This window comes from Listeria sp. SHR_NRA_18, assembly GCF_003856515.1.
In the GTDB taxonomy this organism is placed as follows: Bacteria; Bacillota; Bacilli; order Lactobacillales; family Listeriaceae; genus Listeria_A; species Listeria_A newyorkensis.
Window position 1 is genome coordinate 119,176 of the sequence record NZ_QPKR01000004.1, and the last position, 16,198, is coordinate 135,373.

16 protein-coding genes are annotated in these 16,198 nt (G+C 44.3%); 4 read left to right on the forward strand and 12 right to left on the reverse strand.

The features are described 5' to 3' along the window. Nucleotides 1-18 precede the first annotated feature (18 nt). The 5 genes from DUK53_RS07615 to DUK53_RS07635 all read right to left on the reverse strand — a co-directional run bounded on the left by DUK53_RS07615 (nt 19) and on the right by DUK53_RS07635 (nt 5,104). Nucleotides 19-1,104 carry a S8 family serine peptidase gene (locus DUK53_RS07615; protein ID WP_052165005.1) on the reverse strand — a complete coding sequence of 362 codons (1,086 nt, stop codon included), beginning with the start codon at nt 1,102-1,104 and terminating at the stop codon, nt 19-21. 142 nt (nt 1,105-1,246) lie between these two features. After that, entirely contained in the window at nt 1,247-2,791 is a 1,545-nt protein-coding gene (locus tag DUK53_RS07620) for a flotillin lipid rafts scaffold protein FloT (protein ID WP_483306205.1), read from the reverse strand. A 75-nt stretch (nt 2,792-2,866) separates the two neighbouring features. Continuing rightward, on the reverse strand, nt 2,867-3,409 hold the full coding sequence (locus tag DUK53_RS07625) for an NfeD family membrane protein (RefSeq protein WP_036091504.1): 543 nt from the start codon (nt 3,407-3,409) through the stop codon (nt 2,867-2,869). A 156-nt stretch (nt 3,410-3,565) separates the two neighbouring features. After that, a complete protein-coding gene (locus tag DUK53_RS07630) occupies nt 3,566-4,039 on the reverse strand; it encodes a glutathione peroxidase (RefSeq protein ID WP_036132843.1) in 474 nt (157 codons plus the stop codon). 12 nt (nt 4,040-4,051) lie between these two features. Continuing rightward, the gene (locus tag DUK53_RS07635) at nt 4,052-5,104 is read right to left on the reverse strand and encodes a M42 family metallopeptidase (protein WP_036091501.1); all 1,053 of its coding nucleotides are present in this window, start codon (nt 5,102-5,104) and stop codon (nt 4,052-4,054) included. Nucleotides 5,105-5,236: 132 nt separating this feature from the next. Here DUK53_RS07635 and DUK53_RS07640 point away from each other — a divergent pair, with 132 nt between their 5' ends. After that, a complete protein-coding gene (locus DUK53_RS07640; protein ID WP_036091499.1) occupies nt 5,237-6,712 on the forward strand; it encodes an LM6179_1298 family efflux MFS transporter in 1,476 nt (491 codons plus the stop codon). A 50-nt stretch (nt 6,713-6,762) separates the two neighbouring features. On the opposite strand, the gene DUK53_RS07645 is transcribed toward DUK53_RS07640, so the two are convergent. Both DUK53_RS07645 and DUK53_RS07650 read right to left on the reverse strand, forming a co-directional pair. After that, nucleotides 6,763-7,326, reverse strand: coding sequence for an SMI1/KNR4 family protein (locus tag DUK53_RS07645; protein WP_368665718.1), 564 nt, complete (start codon nt 7,324-7,326; stop codon nt 6,763-6,765). Between the two features lie 105 nt (nt 7,327-7,431). Then, nucleotides 7,432-8,454: a branched-chain amino acid aminotransferase gene (locus tag DUK53_RS07650; protein WP_036132844.1), complete on the reverse strand. Its 1,023-nt coding sequence runs from the start codon at nt 8,452-8,454 to the stop codon at nt 7,432-7,434. Nucleotides 8,455-8,691: 237 nt separating this feature from the next. Between DUK53_RS07650 and DUK53_RS07655 the strand changes: the two genes are divergently transcribed. From DUK53_RS07655 to DUK53_RS07665, 3 genes are all read left to right on the forward strand, one after another. Beyond that, nucleotides 8,692-9,441, forward strand: coding sequence for an alpha/beta hydrolase (locus tag DUK53_RS07655; protein WP_036132845.1), 750 nt, complete (start codon nt 8,692-8,694; stop codon nt 9,439-9,441). 15 nt (nt 9,442-9,456) lie between these two features. Continuing rightward, entirely contained in the window at nt 9,457-9,888 is a 432-nt protein-coding gene (locus DUK53_RS07660; RefSeq protein WP_036132846.1) for a GNAT family N-acetyltransferase, read from the forward strand. Between the two features lie 144 nt (nt 9,889-10,032). Then, nucleotides 10,033-12,183, forward strand: a complete 2,151-nt coding sequence (locus DUK53_RS07665; RefSeq protein ID WP_036132847.1) for an ATP-dependent Clp protease ATP-binding subunit — start codon at nt 10,033-10,035, stop codon at nt 12,181-12,183. 20 nt (nt 12,184-12,203) lie between these two features. Here the strand turns inward: DUK53_RS07665 and DUK53_RS07670 are convergent, their stop codons facing one another. From DUK53_RS07670 to yjbM, 5 genes are all read right to left on the reverse strand, one after another. Beyond that, nucleotides 12,204-12,449 carry a hypothetical protein gene (locus tag DUK53_RS07670; RefSeq protein ID WP_036132848.1) on the reverse strand — a complete coding sequence of 82 codons (246 nt, stop codon included), beginning with the start codon at nt 12,447-12,449 and terminating at the stop codon, nt 12,204-12,206. Between the two features lie 67 nt (nt 12,450-12,516). Then, nucleotides 12,517-13,305, reverse strand: coding sequence for an enoyl-ACP reductase FabI (fabI, locus tag DUK53_RS07675; protein WP_036091487.1), 789 nt, complete (start codon nt 13,303-13,305; stop codon nt 12,517-12,519). A 73-nt stretch (nt 13,306-13,378) separates the two neighbouring features. Further along, nucleotides 13,379-14,269 carry an RluA family pseudouridine synthase gene (locus DUK53_RS07680; protein ID WP_036132849.1) on the reverse strand — a complete coding sequence of 297 codons (891 nt, stop codon included), beginning with the start codon at nt 14,267-14,269 and terminating at the stop codon, nt 13,379-13,381. A 356-nt stretch (nt 14,270-14,625) separates the two neighbouring features. Further along, complete coding sequence (locus DUK53_RS07685; RefSeq protein ID WP_036091482.1) at nt 14,626-15,417, reverse strand: NAD kinase; 792 nt, start codon at nt 15,415-15,417, stop codon at nt 14,626-14,628. 29 nt (nt 15,418-15,446) lie between these two features. After that, a complete protein-coding gene (gene yjbM, locus DUK53_RS07690; protein ID WP_036091480.1) occupies nt 15,447-16,109 on the reverse strand; it encodes a GTP diphosphokinase in 663 nt (220 codons plus the stop codon). Between the last annotated feature and the right edge of the window lie 89 nt (nt 16,110-16,198).

Consider the following 16,198-nt stretch of genomic DNA (forward strand, 5'->3'; position numbering starts at 1 on the left):
CCACATCTGGGAAAAATCTTATTTACTTAAAAAATACACCGTTAACCTGCCAGCTATATTCAGCGTTATCATGATCATCAAAATCGTCCAAATCATCCGAACTGGCCATTGTCTCGGTATCGTTTTGCGATAGTACATCACGCTATAGACTCCAAGAATCAGCAACCCGCCAATCGTAACCATATTTAGAACAACTCCTGTGTAAATATACCACGGCGCACCATCGATTCCCTGATTTAAGTCAGCTTTCATCGTTTTAATAATAGTCTCCCGATTAACCACATCTCCATCCGCTCGCTTCCCCTCTACAACAAGTGCTGCAAAACCAGAAGCGTAAGCCGTCGCATAGGAAACACCAGTATCGAGTGTCAACTTATTATCGAAGTAAGTACTAGTCAAATCCTCCCCTGGCGCGTAAATATCCACTTTCTTTTCCTTAAATTCAGCCGCGTATATTTCCCCCTGCAGATTCAGCATACCCACAGAAATCACGTCAGGATATGCACCCGGATAAGCTTTAAACATATCGCCTTTTGCTCGAATATTTCCAGATGATGCAATGACGATAATATGTTGATTTATTGCCCTATCTATCGCTTTCTTTAATGCCTTATCTCCATCTCCAAACTCCAAGCTAATATTGATAATATCCACTTCTTGTTCCACTGCCCAGTCTAATCCTTTCATGAGCCCATCAAAGCTAACTTTTCCACTATCATTGGCGACCTTACAAATATAAAGGTCGGATTCCGGCGCGATTCCGATGAGTCCCTCCCCATTTTTACGCGCGCCAATAATCCCCGCAATTTTCGTTCCATGCCCATTTCTATCAGCAAAATCAGTCACTTCACCCGATGTGAAATTAATTCCTTTTTTAAATGTAATATCCTCATTCTTTAAATCAACACCTGTATCTAAAATGGCAATCTTGATCCCTTTTCCAGTAATGCCTTCCGTATGATATTTATTCACACTACCAGCCTCGTCCAATTGATTTACTTCTTGATTGACGTGGACTGTAGCAAAACTTTCCTTAGCAAAAATAACTTGACCTAGTAAAATAATGATAAGAATGACTATGGCAAAAGGTTTTAATCTAAACATATTGTTCCTTTCTTGTGCATAATACTTTAAACTTATCATAAACACAATAAGAATTCAAATACAATTAAAAACTCATTTTGTGTACTCGCAAAAAAACAGACGCAGTGATCCATTTGATCACCGCATCTGGTCATTATCTTTTTTAAACTTCCTCTACCTTCTCACTCGGCGTTTCCACCTCAACAACTTCCACAGGCTTCTGTGACTTCACGGCATCCGTCAAATCTTCAATGCTGCTCTTCACATTGCCTTTGCCAGAGAAATTCTCCAACAATTCGCGGATATCAAGGCCAGTCGTTGCTTTCAAACTTTCTTGCGCTGTCGCCATCAAATTGGTTGCATAACCGCTGACTTTATTTGCGCCACCGCCACTTTCACTGCTACCAGTGTCCACAACTGTAATCGAATCGATGTTCCCCATCGGAGCCGCCACTTGTTTCGCGTACTCAGGAAGCATGCTAACAATCATATCGAGCATCGCAGCTTGGCCATACAACTCGTATGCTTCGGCAATTTTGCGTTTCGCTTCGGCTTCGGCAAGACCTTGCAGTTTAATAACTTCGGCTGCTGCTGTACCTTGCGCGCGTTCGGCGTCAGCTTTTGCGATACCTTGCACGCGTACTTGCTCGGCTTCGGCTTTTGCAAGCGTTTCGATTCTGTATTGATTCGCTTCGGCCTCTGCGTACTCTTGACTCTTACGGGCTGCCGCGGCTTGCTCAATCGAGTAACGATCCGCATCTGCTTTTTTCTTCACTTCGGCGTCATATTGACGTTCGCGACGCTTAATTTCGCGATCTTCCAATTCGATTTGCTTCTCACGCTCGATGATTTGCACTTGCATTTGTTGTTCGATAACCTCTTGTTTCGAACGGGCGGATTCCAAGTCATACGCCTGATCGGCAATCGCTTTCGCCGTTTCTTGCTCGCTACGGTATTCCGCGACTTTCAATTGGTTTTGCTTCTCAGCTTCTGCGATTTCGGTCTTGCGCTCGAGTTCTGCACGCGTCGCTTCTTTCTCCGCCTCCGCACGTTTCATCCGAGTTTCTTTTGTCGCTTCGGCTTCGGCAACATCCGCATCACGCTTCACTTGCGCAATCCGCGGCTTCCCTAATGCGTCCAAATAACCATTGTTGTCACGCACTTCTTTTAGCGTAAACGATACGATAATAAGTCCCATTTTCGACAAATCCTGCGTCGCAACACCTTGCACCTCTTGGGAAAATTTATCCCGGTTTTTATAGATTTCTTCCACGGTCATCGAACCTAGAATCGCACGCAGATGTCCTTCCACGACCTCAATCGCTTCATTCTCACGCTCCTGCGTTGTTTTTCCTAAAAATTGCTCGGCTGCCGTCGCGATTTCTGAAATGGAACCACCAATTTTGATGATTGCCGTCCCGTCCGCCGTTACTGGAACACCTTGCTCCGTGTAGATTTCTGGCGTCCGCACTTCCAACTTGCTCGACAATAAGCTTAGCGGTGAAGACTGCTGGAAAACCGGCATCACAAACGTACCGCCACCGCGCACAATTTTCACCCGTTTGCCGCCCTCATCTGTGAAAACATTCTTTCTACCTAAATAACTCCCCGAAACAATCAACGCCTCATCTGGCCCAACTGTTTTGTATTTCGTAATAAATACGATCAAAAACAGTACCAGAATCGCGACCGCAATAATCACGATCATTGTCACACCATTCGTCAGTAAATCCATTTTTAGTAATTCCTCCTTGTCGTCTCTGTTTTTAAAACGAGGCCCTCTTTATTTCAAAAATGGCTCATACGGCACAACCGTCACGAAAGAATCCGTGGCATCGATAATCAACACCGTTTCATCCCGTCCGATTGGCTCATTTTCATCACTTTTGGCAGCCTTGGAAATATTGCCGGCATTCATTTCGACAATCACTTCGCCAAAACCGTCTTTTGGAACAGGTGTAATCACTTTCGCGACCTTCCCCTCTAAATCCTTCGTCTCATACGCAATCGAATCACTCTTTTTCGAAAGCGGCAGGAGAATTCCGAAGTAAAGAATCGATGAAAAAGCAATCCCCACTACAATCGCCACAATCAGAATACTCAGACTGGAAAAGGACGTATACCTCTCGCCACAATATCCCGTCGCCGATGCGAATCCCAGAAAATAAAGTAAAACAGAACCCGGAATTGGTAGTAAATCCAGCACAAAACTGATCATCCCAACAGAAAATATAAGCGCTGTCAAAACATCGATCAAAATAATAATCCCGACAACCACCAGCACTGTGAAATACACCGTCTCGATTGGATATCCAAATAGTGTCATCATCATACCTCCATTCCAATACAAGCACTATAGCCTCATTACTATCTTACCAAATACTCCCCTCACTAACAAGCTAAGTTTTGAGCACCTTCCAAATAAATCAGTAGAAAAAACAACTAAAAAAGCCGAACCATGGAAGATTCGACTCAGAATTTACTATAATAGTGCTTCGATTTTTGCTTTCATTTCAAGTGGGCTGTCTTTTGGTGCGAAGCGTTCGACGACATTGCCATCGCGGTCTAGCAGGAACTTCGTGAAATTCCATTTGATTCCGCCGCCTAGCAAGCCTTTTTTCTGCTTCGTCAGGATTTCAAAGACGGGGTTGATATCGGAGCCTCGTACTTTGGATTTCGCGAAAAGTGGGAAGGTCACGCCGTAATTAATTTTGCAAAATTCCTCGATTTCACCGGCTGTATCGAGTTCTTGGTTCATAAAGCTATCGGATGGGAATCCTAAAACCGTGAATCCTTTCTCCTTATATTCCTGGTACAGTTTTTCCAATTCTTCATATTGCGGGGTAAAACCGCATTTGCTCGCCGTATTCACAACGACCACAACCTCACCTTTATACTGATCTAGCGATACTTTTTCACCGTGAAGCGTTTCTTGTTCTAATTCAAAAATGGACATAGTCTTCTCCTCCTATTTCACTATTTCAGAAAATAAATACGCGTACACTAATTTCTCTGTGTGGTATAAAGAATCGCGGTGTGTCCGCTCGTACGCATGACTCGCGTCGATTCCTGGACCAATTAGGCCGTGCACAATGTCAAAACCGGCCTTGATCGCCGCACTCGCATCGGAACTGTAAAATGGATAAATATCGACTTTATAATCGATGCCATTCTCCTCGCAAAGCTGGACTAGATTTTTCCGCAAACCGTAGTGATACGGGCCGCTACCGTCTTTGGCACAAATCGAAACGGTGTACTCATCGGATGCTTGGCCATCTCCGAGCGCGCCCATGTCGATAGCTAGGTATTCAATGGTTTCTGGTGGGATATTCGAATTCCCGCCGTAGCCAATTTCTTCGTTATTTGAAATCAAAAAGTTCGTTGTATACGGTAACTCCGCGCCGTCTTGTTGTAATTTTTTCAAAAGTGTTAGCAAAATCGCAACGCTCGCTTTGTCGTCCAAATGACGCGATTTAATGAACTCCTCGTTGATAATTTCCACGCGTGGGTCAAGGGAAACAAAATCGCCGACACCGATGCCAAGCTTAGCCACGTCTTCGCGGTTAAACACTTTAGCGTCTAAGCGAATTTCGATGTTTTTTGCGTCACGCGCGGCCGTTCCAGCATCTTGATACACGTGAACCGACGTCTGGTGCATCAAAATAGTTCCTGTGTACCGCTTGCCATCGCTCGTTTCAATCGTACAGTACTCGCCTTCAATCGCGTTAAAGCGGTATCCGCCAATCAGGTTAATCGCCAAACGACCGTCTGCTTTCACTTCTTTAATCATCGCACCAAGCGTATCCACGTGCGCCGTCAACATCCGCTGTTTCGTGTCATCTTTTCCAGGAATGCGAACAAGTAACGCGCCTTTATTATTTCGCGTACTCGCGATTCCCACCTCTTTTAAGTAATTTTCGACGAAGGCCAGTACCTGCTCCGTGTTCCCAGTCGGGCTCGGTATCGATGTCAAATCCTTGATCAAGCGCATCGTCTCTAACGTATTTGGTTCAAACGCCATGCTTCCATTCCTCCTCACACATTCTTCTCACGTTCCATTATACCTCTTTTTCAAAATAATAACGGCTATCCTGCTTTTTCATTTCGAGTTATGTTATAATTTTAACGATGTGTGAAAGGAGTTTTTATCAAAATGGAAACAACGAATACAAAAAGAACAGCCGTCACGATTGCTGTTTTTGTGGCTACTTTTATGGCCGCGATTGAGGGAACGATTGTTAGTACGGCGATGCCTACGATTGTAAGCGCCTTACATGGCATCGAGCTGATGAACTGGATTTTCTCGATTTACCTCCTTACTTCGGCCGTTACTGTCCCAATTTACGGAAAATTATCCGATTTATTCGGCCGCAAAAAAATATTTATCATCGCGACCGTTATTTTCATTATTGGTTCCTCGCTTTGTGGCTTTGCGCAAACGATGGAGCAGTTAATTATTTTTAGGGCAATCCAAGGAATCGGAGCAGGCGGAATTTTACCGACAACGATGACGATTATCGCCGATGTATACCCTTTCGAAAAACGTGCAAAAGTGCTTGGTTTCATGGGTGCCGCATGGGGAATCGCTGGGGTTTTTGGACCATTACTTGGTGGTTTTTTAGTCGACCAGCTATCCTGGCATTGGATTTTCTTCATCAACGTGCCTGTTGGAATCGCCACGATTATCTTGATTTCAATGTACTTAAAAGAACATCTCGTCCGCGTCAAACTACCAATCGATTACTTAGGAACAACACTATTCACCGTCGCGCTTTTGAGCCTATTATTCGCTTTACAACGCGCTGGCGAGACGCTAAATTGGCTAGAACCACTCATCATTGTGTTACTCCTCGTTTCCGTGGCACTATTCATCGGTTTTTACTACGCCGAAAAACGAGCGCAGGACCCAATCATGCCCTTTGTTTTATTTAAAAATCCAGTCGTGCTGATTGGAAACTTGATCGGCTTCCTGGTGAGCGCGTTTTTGATTGGCATCAACGTGTACATTCCAATGTGGGCGCAAGGCATGATGGGGCACGGCGCCATGATTGCCGGTCTGATGATTGCACCGCTGTCGGTGAGCTGGATTATCGGTTCCTTTATCGGCGGACGGCTCCTCATGTCCATTGGGAATCGCCACACGGTTGGGCTTGGCGTGATTATCGCGACGGTCAGCGGACTTTTCTTAGCCCTGTTTCCGAGTACGACGCCGGACCTGTATTTCTATCTTGACAGCGCCTTGATGGGCTTTGGATTCGGAATTATCTTCACGACGACAACCGTCACCGTTCAAGACGCCGTGCGAAAAGATCAGACAGGAATCGCGACGGCTTCCAATACGCTATTCCGAACAGTCGGCCAAACGATTGGTGTCGCTGTATTTGGAACGATTTTCAACTCCGTTTTGGCGAATGGATTTAAGGATGCCGCAACTGGCGTGAATCGAGATAATTTGAATCAGCTTATCAGTCCACAAACATCTGGAAACGTTGACCCCGCCCTGATTGAACCACTGCGAGACGTTCTATACAGCGGACTCCACATGGTATTCTGGGCCATGTTCGCCTGCTGCCTACTCAGCTACGCGATTCATTTTATATTACCGAAAAAACACGTTTCGGGGAATTAAGCAAAAAAGAAGCGCTACAAAATCTAGGTTCAGATTTTGTAGCGCTTTTTTCATAGCACATCTAAAATAAAAGTATATCCTTTATATATAATAAGACCACATACGACAAGTAAAATAACGATAGTCAAAATATTTTTCAGTTTGCCTTTCGCTCTAGGTTTTATTTCCTCTTCCTCTGCTGTATACATGATTTGCAACAATTCATCAAAACTATCGCAAATCAAATCCACTTTTTCCGTTTCCGTACTTATGTATATCACTTTTGGATTCGTTGTTGTTCCTTCATAATCAAGCGCAATAAAAGCATGACCGTCGCCACCAATAATAATGATGTTATCCTTCTCAATGCCCCACTCAGCGCGCAAATATTCGGTTTCCATAATCCCCTCGTCCTGACTAATGCCGTAGAGGTGATCGAAAAGAATATGATCATCCGCCCAATCATTCACAAAATTTACTGGTACCGCATCTTTCTTTAAGTAACCGCCATTTCGTTCCATCAAAACATTCACATAGCTTGCAGGCAATGACACACCAAACGTTGCTTCTGCCATTGCAATATCTTCTTTCGTTAACTTCGGAATGCTTGCTTCATCTTCTCTAAAAATACTAATCTTATTTCCCCCTCAATAAACTGTTCTCCTGTATGATTCACTCAAAAATTGCAAAGCAAATCCCGATAAACCGCTTTTTCATAACGATTTACCGGGATTCCTTCCTTACTTCACCTTATAAATCCAACCTTCAGGCGCTTCTACATCGCCAAATTGGATGCCGCAAAGCTCGTCATATAATTGCTTCGTTACTGGCCCAACTTCTGTCTCACTATAAAACACATGGAAATCATCCCCATTCTGAATCCCACCAATTGGCGAAATAACAGCGGCCGTACCACATGCTCCGGCCTCCGTGAACTCGTCCAATTTATCGATATAGACATCGCTTTCCTCGGCCTTCATGCCTAAACGATGCTCCGCCAAATAAAGCAACGAATATTTCGTAATACTTGGCAAAATAGATGGCGAGAATGGCGTCACAAAACGGTTATCTTTTGTAATACCGAAAAAATTCGCCGCTCCTACTTCTTCAATTTTTTTGTGCGTCGCTGGATCCAAGTAAATGCAATCGCTGAACTCGCGATCTTTCGCAATTTTTCCTGGATAGAGGCTGGCTGCGTAGTTACCGCCAACTTTTGCCGCTCCGGTACCGTTTGGCGCCGCGCGATCGTACTCAGAAATAATGAAGTTCGTCGGATTTAAACCACCTTTGAAATAGGGACCAACTGGGCAACAAAAGACAGAAAACATGAACTTAGGTGCCGTCCGAACTCCTAGATTATCGCCAATTCCGATTAAATACGGGCGCAAATACATCGTTCCGCCTGAACCGTATGGCGGCATGTAAGCTTCATTTGCCGCAACCACCTGTTTACACGCCTCAATAAAGCGATCCTCAGGAAATTCTGGCATCAATAACCGATCACAACTGCGCTTCATCCGTTTCGCATTCTGATCTGGACGGAATAAATTAATCGATCCATCTTTACAACGATATGCCTTCAAGCCTTCAAAACACTGCTGTCCGTAGTGAATCGCCGTGGAGCCTTCTGCGATATGCACGACATTATCTTCTGTTAATGTCCCCTCATCCCACTTGCCATTTTCCCAAATAGACACATAGCGCAAATCCGTTTTAATATATTCAAAACCAAGTGTGCTCCAATCAATATCCTTACTACTCATGCGATTCCCACCCTTTTTCTTCTATTATTTGATTTGTTCATTATATCATAACTCTGCGCGATTTGAAAAAAGACACGCAATCTTTTGAAAAAAAACTGATTATTTAAGCAAAAGTTTCCCCATTGATTTCATTTTGTGGTAGAATGTAAATACGTTATCGAAATATGGTCGCATTGTCTTACTCATAAGTTATTATCTAATAATTCGGACAACGAATAAAGAAAGGGGACTACACAAATGACAGATGCAAAAATGTTGGAACAAAAGATTTGGAGTAATGTTTTAAACGAGGAATTGGACTTATTAATTTATTTACCGCCAACGTTTTCGCCGCTTTCAAAGTACCCTTTTTTCTTAGTACAAGATGGCAAAGACTATTTCCAGTTTGGCAAGTTAGCGCGTTTCGCGGATGAATTAGCGGAGAGCAAGCAGATTCAGGAAGCCATTTTTGTAGGAATTCCTTACAAAACGGTGGAAGATCGACGCGCGAAGTACCATCCTAATGGGGCGCAAAACGAAGCCTATATTCGCTTTTTGGCGCATGAACTCGTGCCTTACATTGAAGCTAACTTTCCGACCTATCATATGGGAGCGAGTCGTTTCTTGATGGGTGATTCCCTTGGTGCCAGTGTATCCTTGAAAGCTGCCTTGAAATATCCGCATACGTTTGGTAACGCGATTTTGCATTCGCCACTGGTGACGGATGAGCTGATGGAACTTGCGAATAAAGCAAACCCCGCACTCGTTAAAATTTTCCACGTGATTGGTAGTGAAGAAACAGAAGTTCCTACGACGGATAATGATGTAGCGAATTTTCTAGAGCCGAATTTGGCACTCCATCGCATTTTAGAGGCGCGCGGTTTTGAGTATTATTTCCAAGAGTTTGAAGGCAAGCATCGCTGGAAGTACTGGCAACCGTTCGTCAAAGAAGCGCTACAATTTATGTTAGATAAAGAGCAATTTGAAACAGAAGATATGACCGTTTAAGGAGGAATAAGGAGCATGGCAGTAAAGCAAGTAACAGATAAAAAAGGGAAACAAGATGCATTTGACATTCGAAATGAGGTATTTGTCCTCGAGCAAAAAGTGGATCCGGAGTTAGAGTGGGACGAGTTCGACGCGCTGGCTTCAACCGTTATGTTTGTGGATTACGACGAAGATGGCACGGCGCTTGCGACTGGACGATTCCGCGCATTGCCTGAATACGGAAAAGTAGAACGTATCTGTGCTCGCAAAGTGGCCCGCAAAAAAGGAAGTGGCCGCCGTATTATCGAAGCCATCGAGCAAGAAGCACGCGCGCAAAACGTTACTTTATTGAAGCTTGGCGCGCAAACAACAGCGATTCCGTTTTACGAGAAGTTGGGCTACGAAGTGTGTTCTGATATTTTTATGGATGCAGGAATTGAGCACAAGGATATGCAGAAACGATTATAATAATGACTATGAGAATTCCTTAGCGGGGATTCTTTTTTTTGAGCAAAATAGTTGAAAGTCAATATTGGTCAGAGTATAATAATGACATAAGGTCAAATAAAGTCAAAGTCAGACCTAATCTCAAAACTTATGGGAGGTTTTCAAATGAAATGTCAAAATTGTAATCAAAACGAAGCTACAATTCAACTATATATGAGCATGAATGGTCAGAAAATGGAGATGCCGTTGTGTCCTGATTGCTACGCGCAATTCCGAGCATCTGCTGGAACGCCTCGTGGACAAAATGATTTTTACTCGCAAATGGATGATTTCTTTGCGAATATCGCTGGTGGTCAACAAAAGGCGCAGCCGGAACGCAAAACAGCTGTGAAAACACAAACGGCTGGCGGCGGACGCGGTGGTTTGTTAGATGAATATGGTACGAATTTAACGGCGATGGCTCGGGATGCGAAGCTTGATCCTGTCATCGGCCGTGATGAGGAAATTCAACGCATGATTGAAATTTTAAATCGGCGCAATAAAAATAATCCGGTGCTTATCGGGGAACCTGGTGTTGGTAAAACGGCGGTCGTTGAAGGTTTAGCCAATGCGATTGTGGCTGGGAATGTCCCTGCAAAACTCCAAAACAAGGAAGTTATTTTGCTCGACGTTGCTTCCCTCGTTTCCAATACGGGGATTCGCGGACAATTCGAAGAGCGCATGAAACAACTGATCAGCGAATTGCAAGCCGATGAAAACACGATTTTATTTATCGACGAAGTGCATACCATTGTCGGAGCTGGCTCTGCGGAAGGTTCGATGGACGCCGGAAACATTTTGAAACCCGCGCTTGCTCGTGGCGAACTTCAAATGATTGGCGCTACTACTCTGAAAGAATACCGCAAAATCGAAAAAGATGCCGCGCTCGAGCGTCGATTCCAGCCGGTACTCGTCGATGAGCCTACGATTGACGAAACGCTTACAATTTTAGCTGGTTTACAGCCGAAATATGAGGAATTCCATCACGTGCATTACGCGCAAGATGCGATCGAGGCGGCTGCGAAACTGAGCGACCGCTATATTCAAGATCGCCATTTGCCAGATAAAGCGATTGATTTGATGGATGAAATTGGTTCTAAATATAATTTAACATTGGAGCACATCGATCCGAATACGATTAATGAGCGCATTATTAAATTAGAGGAGCAAAAAGATGCCGCGCTTCGCAATGAAAATTATGAAGAAGCTGCGTCGGTTCGAGATGAAATTACAAAACTGAAAGAGCGCAAAGCAGAAGGCACTCCGTCCGATATACCAACGATTCATGCGGCTGATATTCAAGCCTTGATTGAAGAAAAAACAGGTATTCCAGTCGGTCGTTTGCAAGAAGACGAGCAATCTAAGATGAAGAACCTCGAAGCGAATTTGAAATCTAAGGTCATCGGTCAAGAAGAAGCTGTTACCAAAGTAGCGAAAGCGATTCGCCGTAGCCGCGTTGGATTGAAGCAAAAAGATCGTCCAATCGGTTCCTTCTTATTCGTCGGTCCAACAGGCGTTGGGAAAACCGAGCTCGGCCGGACACTTGCCTCGGAAATGTTTGGTTCCGAAGACGCGATGATCCGCCTAGACATGAGTGAATACATGGAAAAACACAGCGTTTCCAAACTCATCGGTTCCCCTCCTGGCTACGTTGGTCATGAAGAAGCGGGCCAGTTAACGGAGAAAGTTCGCCGCAACCCGTACAGCATTATTTTGCTCGACGAAATGGAAAAAGCCCATCCTGACGTGCAGCACATGTTCCTGCAAATTTTAGAGGATGGACGTTTAACGGATAGTCAAGGTCGTACGGTGAGCTTCAAAGATACCGTGATTATTATGACAAGTAACGCTGGTGCGACGCTATCTGAAGCTTCCGTTGGGTTCGCGACAACCGCTGCTGAAGCCGTGAAAAAAGAGTCCGAAATCCTCGATAAACTGGGCGATTACTTCAAGCCTGAATTTTTGAATCGGTTGGATGCCATTGTGACGTTCCAAAGCTTGGATAAAGAACATCTCCTCGTTATCGTGGACTTGATGCTCGCTGATTTGAATGATATGTTGGCACCACAAGAAATCGATTTGGTGGTAGACACAGCAGTGAAAGAAAAACTTGCCGAGATTGGTTACGATCCTAATTTCGGAGCAAGACCATTACGCAGAACGATTCAATCACAACTAGAGGACGCGATTGCCGACTTCATGATTGAACAACCAGAAGCAAAAACACTCGTTGCCGTTCTGGAGGATGACGCGATTTCTGTCCAAGCCAAAGCATAATAAAAAGCGCCTTGAGAATCTCAGGGCGCTTTTTTGTGTTGGCGTTTCTTAAAGTAGGAAGCGATTAGTAACACGATTCCAATCAAAATAATCGTCTTTAGCATCGAAAGTCCGATACTTAAGGCACTACTAAAAGGTGCAGCATCAAATAGAAATAGCATGATAAGACTCAGTGCTATCACAATTCGGATACCATACTTTTTACAAAATAGGAGTACGCACCCAGAAGCTAAAACATATATTCCGACAGATATCCATAAAAGCATGAACAACAACTCTCCTAAAAAAATGGTTGATAAGAATCATCCTACCAACCATTTTGACTATCTTAAATTAGAACCCAATGATGTGATAACCACTATCCACATGGATCATTTCGCCGGTCACGCCGCGAGATAAGCCACTGAATAGGAATAACGCTGTATCGCCGACTTCTTCGGCTTGTGTTGCGCGTTTTAATGGTGCTTTTTCTTCTACTACTGCTAGCGATTCACTGAAGCTACCAACGCCACGTGCGGAAACGGTACGGATTGGGCCAGCTGAAATCGCGTTAACACGAACGCCGTGCTTCCCAAGATCCATCGCTAAATATTTCACGCTTGCGTCAAGTGCTGCTTTTGCAACGCCCATGATGTTGTAATTTTTCACGACACGCTCGCCGCCAAGGTATGTCAATGTCACTAAACTCGCATCGTCTGTTAACATTTCCAAATGCTTCGCCGTACGCGCAATCGCCGTGAATGAGTACGCACTAACTTCATGCGCCTGCAAGAAACTTTCACGATTGACTTCCAAATAATCGCCCGCCAAAAAGTCTTTATTAGCAAACGCGATACAATGCGCAATCCCTGAAATTTGGCCAACCTTCGCCTTAATCGTTTCAAAAGTCGCGACAATCGCCTCTTCTTTATTCACGTCACATGCTATGATAAGCGGATTTTGATTGTTCTCATTCAAAGAAGCCACCAGTTCCTCGATACTACGCTTCGAACGATCATCGGCGTATGTAAAAATCAGATTTGCTCCTGCTTCATTTAACGAACGGGCAATCGCCCATGCAATACTTCTTTTATTCGCTACGCCCATCACGACATAGTTTTTTCCCTCTAAAGATAAATTCATCTGTTTCATTTCCTCCTTCAAATTACGCGCTTATGTTCATTTTACACGAATGCTTGCTATTTTAAAACCGTTATTATTTATGCTCTGTCAAAATTGCCGCCAAATCGCTCGCTAATTCGCTGTCCCAAGCCATTTTTTCTTCGGTGAATGGGTGGATTAGCTCAAGATGGCAGGAATGTAGAGCATGGCGCTGCACTAATTCTGCTGGCCCACCGTACATACTATCGCCAACGAGTGGATGCCCAACATGTGCAAAATGAACACGGATTTGATGCGTCCGCCCCGTTTCCAGTTGAATTTTAACATGATCGAATGTTGGGTAACTCGCCAAAACTTCATAGTTCGTCTTCGCATATTTGCCGTCCGCAACAACCGCACGCTCAATCAAACTTTCCGGATTTCGACCAATTGGCGCGATAATACTCCCCGACCGCGTCTCCATATTCCCCGAAACAAGCGCCTGATATTTACGCGTCACATGCCCCGCCTGATGCAGCGTACTAAGCCTGCCGTGCGCATAACGCGTCTTCGCAATCAGCATCAAGCCTGACGTCTCCTTATCGAGCCGCGTCACAATATGAATCGCCGAATCGATTTTATTTTTCAGATAATGCCCCTTCAAGTGATTCGCGACCGAACCACTCGGATGATACTGCGACGGAATACTCGTCATCCCAGCCGGCTTATCCAACACCAAAATAAAATCATCCTCAAAAACAATCGGCAGCTCGCCATATTCCGCGATCAGCCGCTCATTCTCCTGCTCTTTCGGAAAAGTAATCCGAACATGATCCCCCGTTTTCACACGATAAAGCACATTCTCCTCTTTCCCATTGACCTCAATCTTACCATCCTCCGAAAATTTCACCGACGTCAGCAACAATTTCGAAACAAATTTCCCTCGCAAAAAAGTACGCAGCATCAGATTCTCCTCATCCGCCGCGACATTCCATTCTAAATACATATTTATACCTCACATGTTCTGTGTCACTGTTTGTGTTTGTGTTTGTGTTTGTGTTTGTGTTTGTGTTTCGCCTTTTATCCTTATCTTTTCCGCGTAATCTCTAAATTCTGCTACCAACAAATCTAACGAAAGCGTACTAATCCAAGTTTTAAAGATTGGTTTAGCGACTAATCTTAGACTTCTATTTGTTGGTTGACTCGCAATCATGTTTGCGGGAACGCTATGGGTTCAACGTATAAGCTTTTCGCGATCTAGCTTTGTTGTGGCTCTTATGAAGCATTTTTTGCTGATTTAGAGCCTCAATATGCAGTTGAATGTAATGAAACTGCCTTCCTTCTCCTCGCCCGTTCAGCTTTTCATTCTTCAATAAACGAGTCGTGTACCCTCTTCCAAAACGGAAACGATCGGAAACGTGCAAACATCACTTTTTGTTGTGCGACGTCATAGCGGATTTCGCGGACATCGCGATGTAGAATGCTCAAATGATCCATCGATACCTGAAAATCCTTATCGTTCACCGGCTTCAACGTCACCGAATGATGTTTTGGTAAAATGAGTGGCGAGCCAATCGTCCGGTACACGCGGTTATTAATCGATGCCATCTCGGTCAACTGCATCGCTTCAATCGATGGATGCATCAACGCACCACCGAGCGCTTTGTTGTATGCGGTAGTCCCAGAAGGCGTCGACATACACAAGCCATCGCCTCGAAATCGCTCAAAGTGGGCGTCATTAATCGAGACATCGACAACGAACGGGCCACCGGAACTTTTGACAGTGGATTCATTCAAGGCTAAATAAATCTTCTCTTTATTCCCACCATATTTGATTGTCGTTTTCAAAAGTGGATAAGCCGCTGTATCGTATTTCCCTTCGACAATCGCAAAAACCAGTTTTTCGGCCTCAGACGGGCGCCAGTCAGCATAAAATCCTAAATGGCCTGTGTGAATGCCGACGAATGTTACCTTGTCCAATCGGTGTTGATAATCATGAAAAGCCGCCAATAATGTGCCATCTCCGCCGATAGAAATCACAATCTCAGGCTCCGATTCATCATATACCATATCAAAATCATCAAAATAGCCGATCATTTTGAGCCGTAATAGATTGGACTTCTCATCCCCTCTAGAAGTGACTGCATACTTCATCATTACTTCTCCCCTATCCTCTACGCGATCTAATTTTTCGGTAATGTATGATGATTCGCGTTCTTGTCTTTTGGCACCTCTTTATTTTTTGTAAAGTACACTTGCGCTTCCTGTACTTCCTCACGAATCTCGCTCATCTCTTCATCCAACCGAAAAGCCGCCTCAGCCGCGCGTTTCAATCGAACATTGATGTCCTCTGGAAATTCACCTTGATATTTATAGTTCAGCGAGTGCTCAATCGTCGCCCAAAAATTCATCGCCAGCGTTCGGATTTGAATCTCCGCTAAGATTTTTCGCTCGCCTTGCACCGTCTCAACCGGATACTCAATCACCACATGGTACGAACGGTAGCCGCTTGGTTTCTTATTCGTAATATAATCGCGCTCTTCAATAATTCGAAAGTCGTTGCGTTGACGAAGGAGCGACACGACTACATTAATATCATCCACAAACTGGCACATCATCCGAAGCCCCGCAATATCCTGCATTTCTTCGACGAGTCTGTCCAGTGGGATATCCTTCTTGTTCGCCTTATCCAAAATACTCGAAACTGGCTTCACACGGCCGGTCACGAACTCAATCGGCGAATGGTTATTTGCAAGCTGGAATTGCGAACGCATCCCTTTTAATTTAATTTTCAGTTCTTCCACTGCTTGTTTATATGGCGCTAAAAAATCTTCCCAATGATTCAAAACACTCACCTCATATGTCGATTTTCATTATGTGATAAACTTGCTCGCCTTCTATTTTAGCATATTCGCACGCCTTTCTCTCCTATTTA

Bases quoted from the DNA above. Each gene is read 5' to 3' on its own strand.
- DUK53_RS07615 (WP_052165005.1), bottom strand. From the start codon at position 1,104: ATGTTTAGATTAAAACCTTTTGCCATAGTCATTCTTATCATTATTTTA.
- DUK53_RS07620 (WP_483306205.1), bottom strand. From the start codon at position 2,791: ATGATCGTGATTATTGCGGTCGCGATTCTGGTACTGTTTTTGATCGTA.
- DUK53_RS07625 (WP_036091504.1), bottom strand. From the start codon at position 3,409: ATGACACTATTTGGATATCCAATCGAGACGGTGTATTTCACAGTGCTG.
- DUK53_RS07630 (WP_036132843.1), bottom strand. From the start codon at position 4,039: ATGTCCATTTTTGAATTAGAACAAGAAACGCTTCACGGTGAAAAAGTA.
- DUK53_RS07635 (WP_036091501.1), bottom strand. From the start codon at position 5,104: ATGGCGTTTGAACCAAATACGTTAGAGACGATGCGCTTGATCAAGGAT.
- DUK53_RS07640 (WP_036091499.1), top strand. From the start codon at position 5,237: ATGGAAACAACGAATACAAAAAGAACAGCCGTCACGATTGCTGTTTTT.
- DUK53_RS07650 (WP_036132844.1), bottom strand. From the start codon at position 8,454: ATGAGTAGTAAGGATATTGATTGGAGCACACTTGGTTTTGAATATATT.
- DUK53_RS07655 (WP_036132845.1), top strand. From the start codon at position 8,692: ATGACAGATGCAAAAATGTTGGAACAAAAGATTTGGAGTAATGTTTTA.
- DUK53_RS07660 (WP_036132846.1), top strand. From the start codon at position 9,457: ATGGCAGTAAAGCAAGTAACAGATAAAAAAGGGAAACAAGATGCATTT.
- DUK53_RS07665 (WP_036132847.1), top strand. From the start codon at position 10,033: ATGAAATGTCAAAATTGTAATCAAAACGAAGCTACAATTCAACTATAT.
- DUK53_RS07670 (WP_036132848.1), bottom strand. From the start codon at position 12,449: ATGCTTTTATGGATATCTGTCGGAATATATGTTTTAGCTTCTGGGTGC.
- fabI (WP_036091487.1), bottom strand. From the start codon at position 13,305: ATGAATTTATCTTTAGAGGGAAAAAACTATGTCGTGATGGGCGTAGCG.
- DUK53_RS07680 (WP_036132849.1), bottom strand. From the start codon at position 14,269: ATGTATTTAGAATGGAATGTCGCGGCGGATGAGGAGAATCTGATGCTG.
- DUK53_RS07685 (WP_036091482.1), bottom strand. From the start codon at position 15,417: ATGAAGTATGCAGTCACTTCTAGAGGGGATGAGAAGTCCAATCTATTA.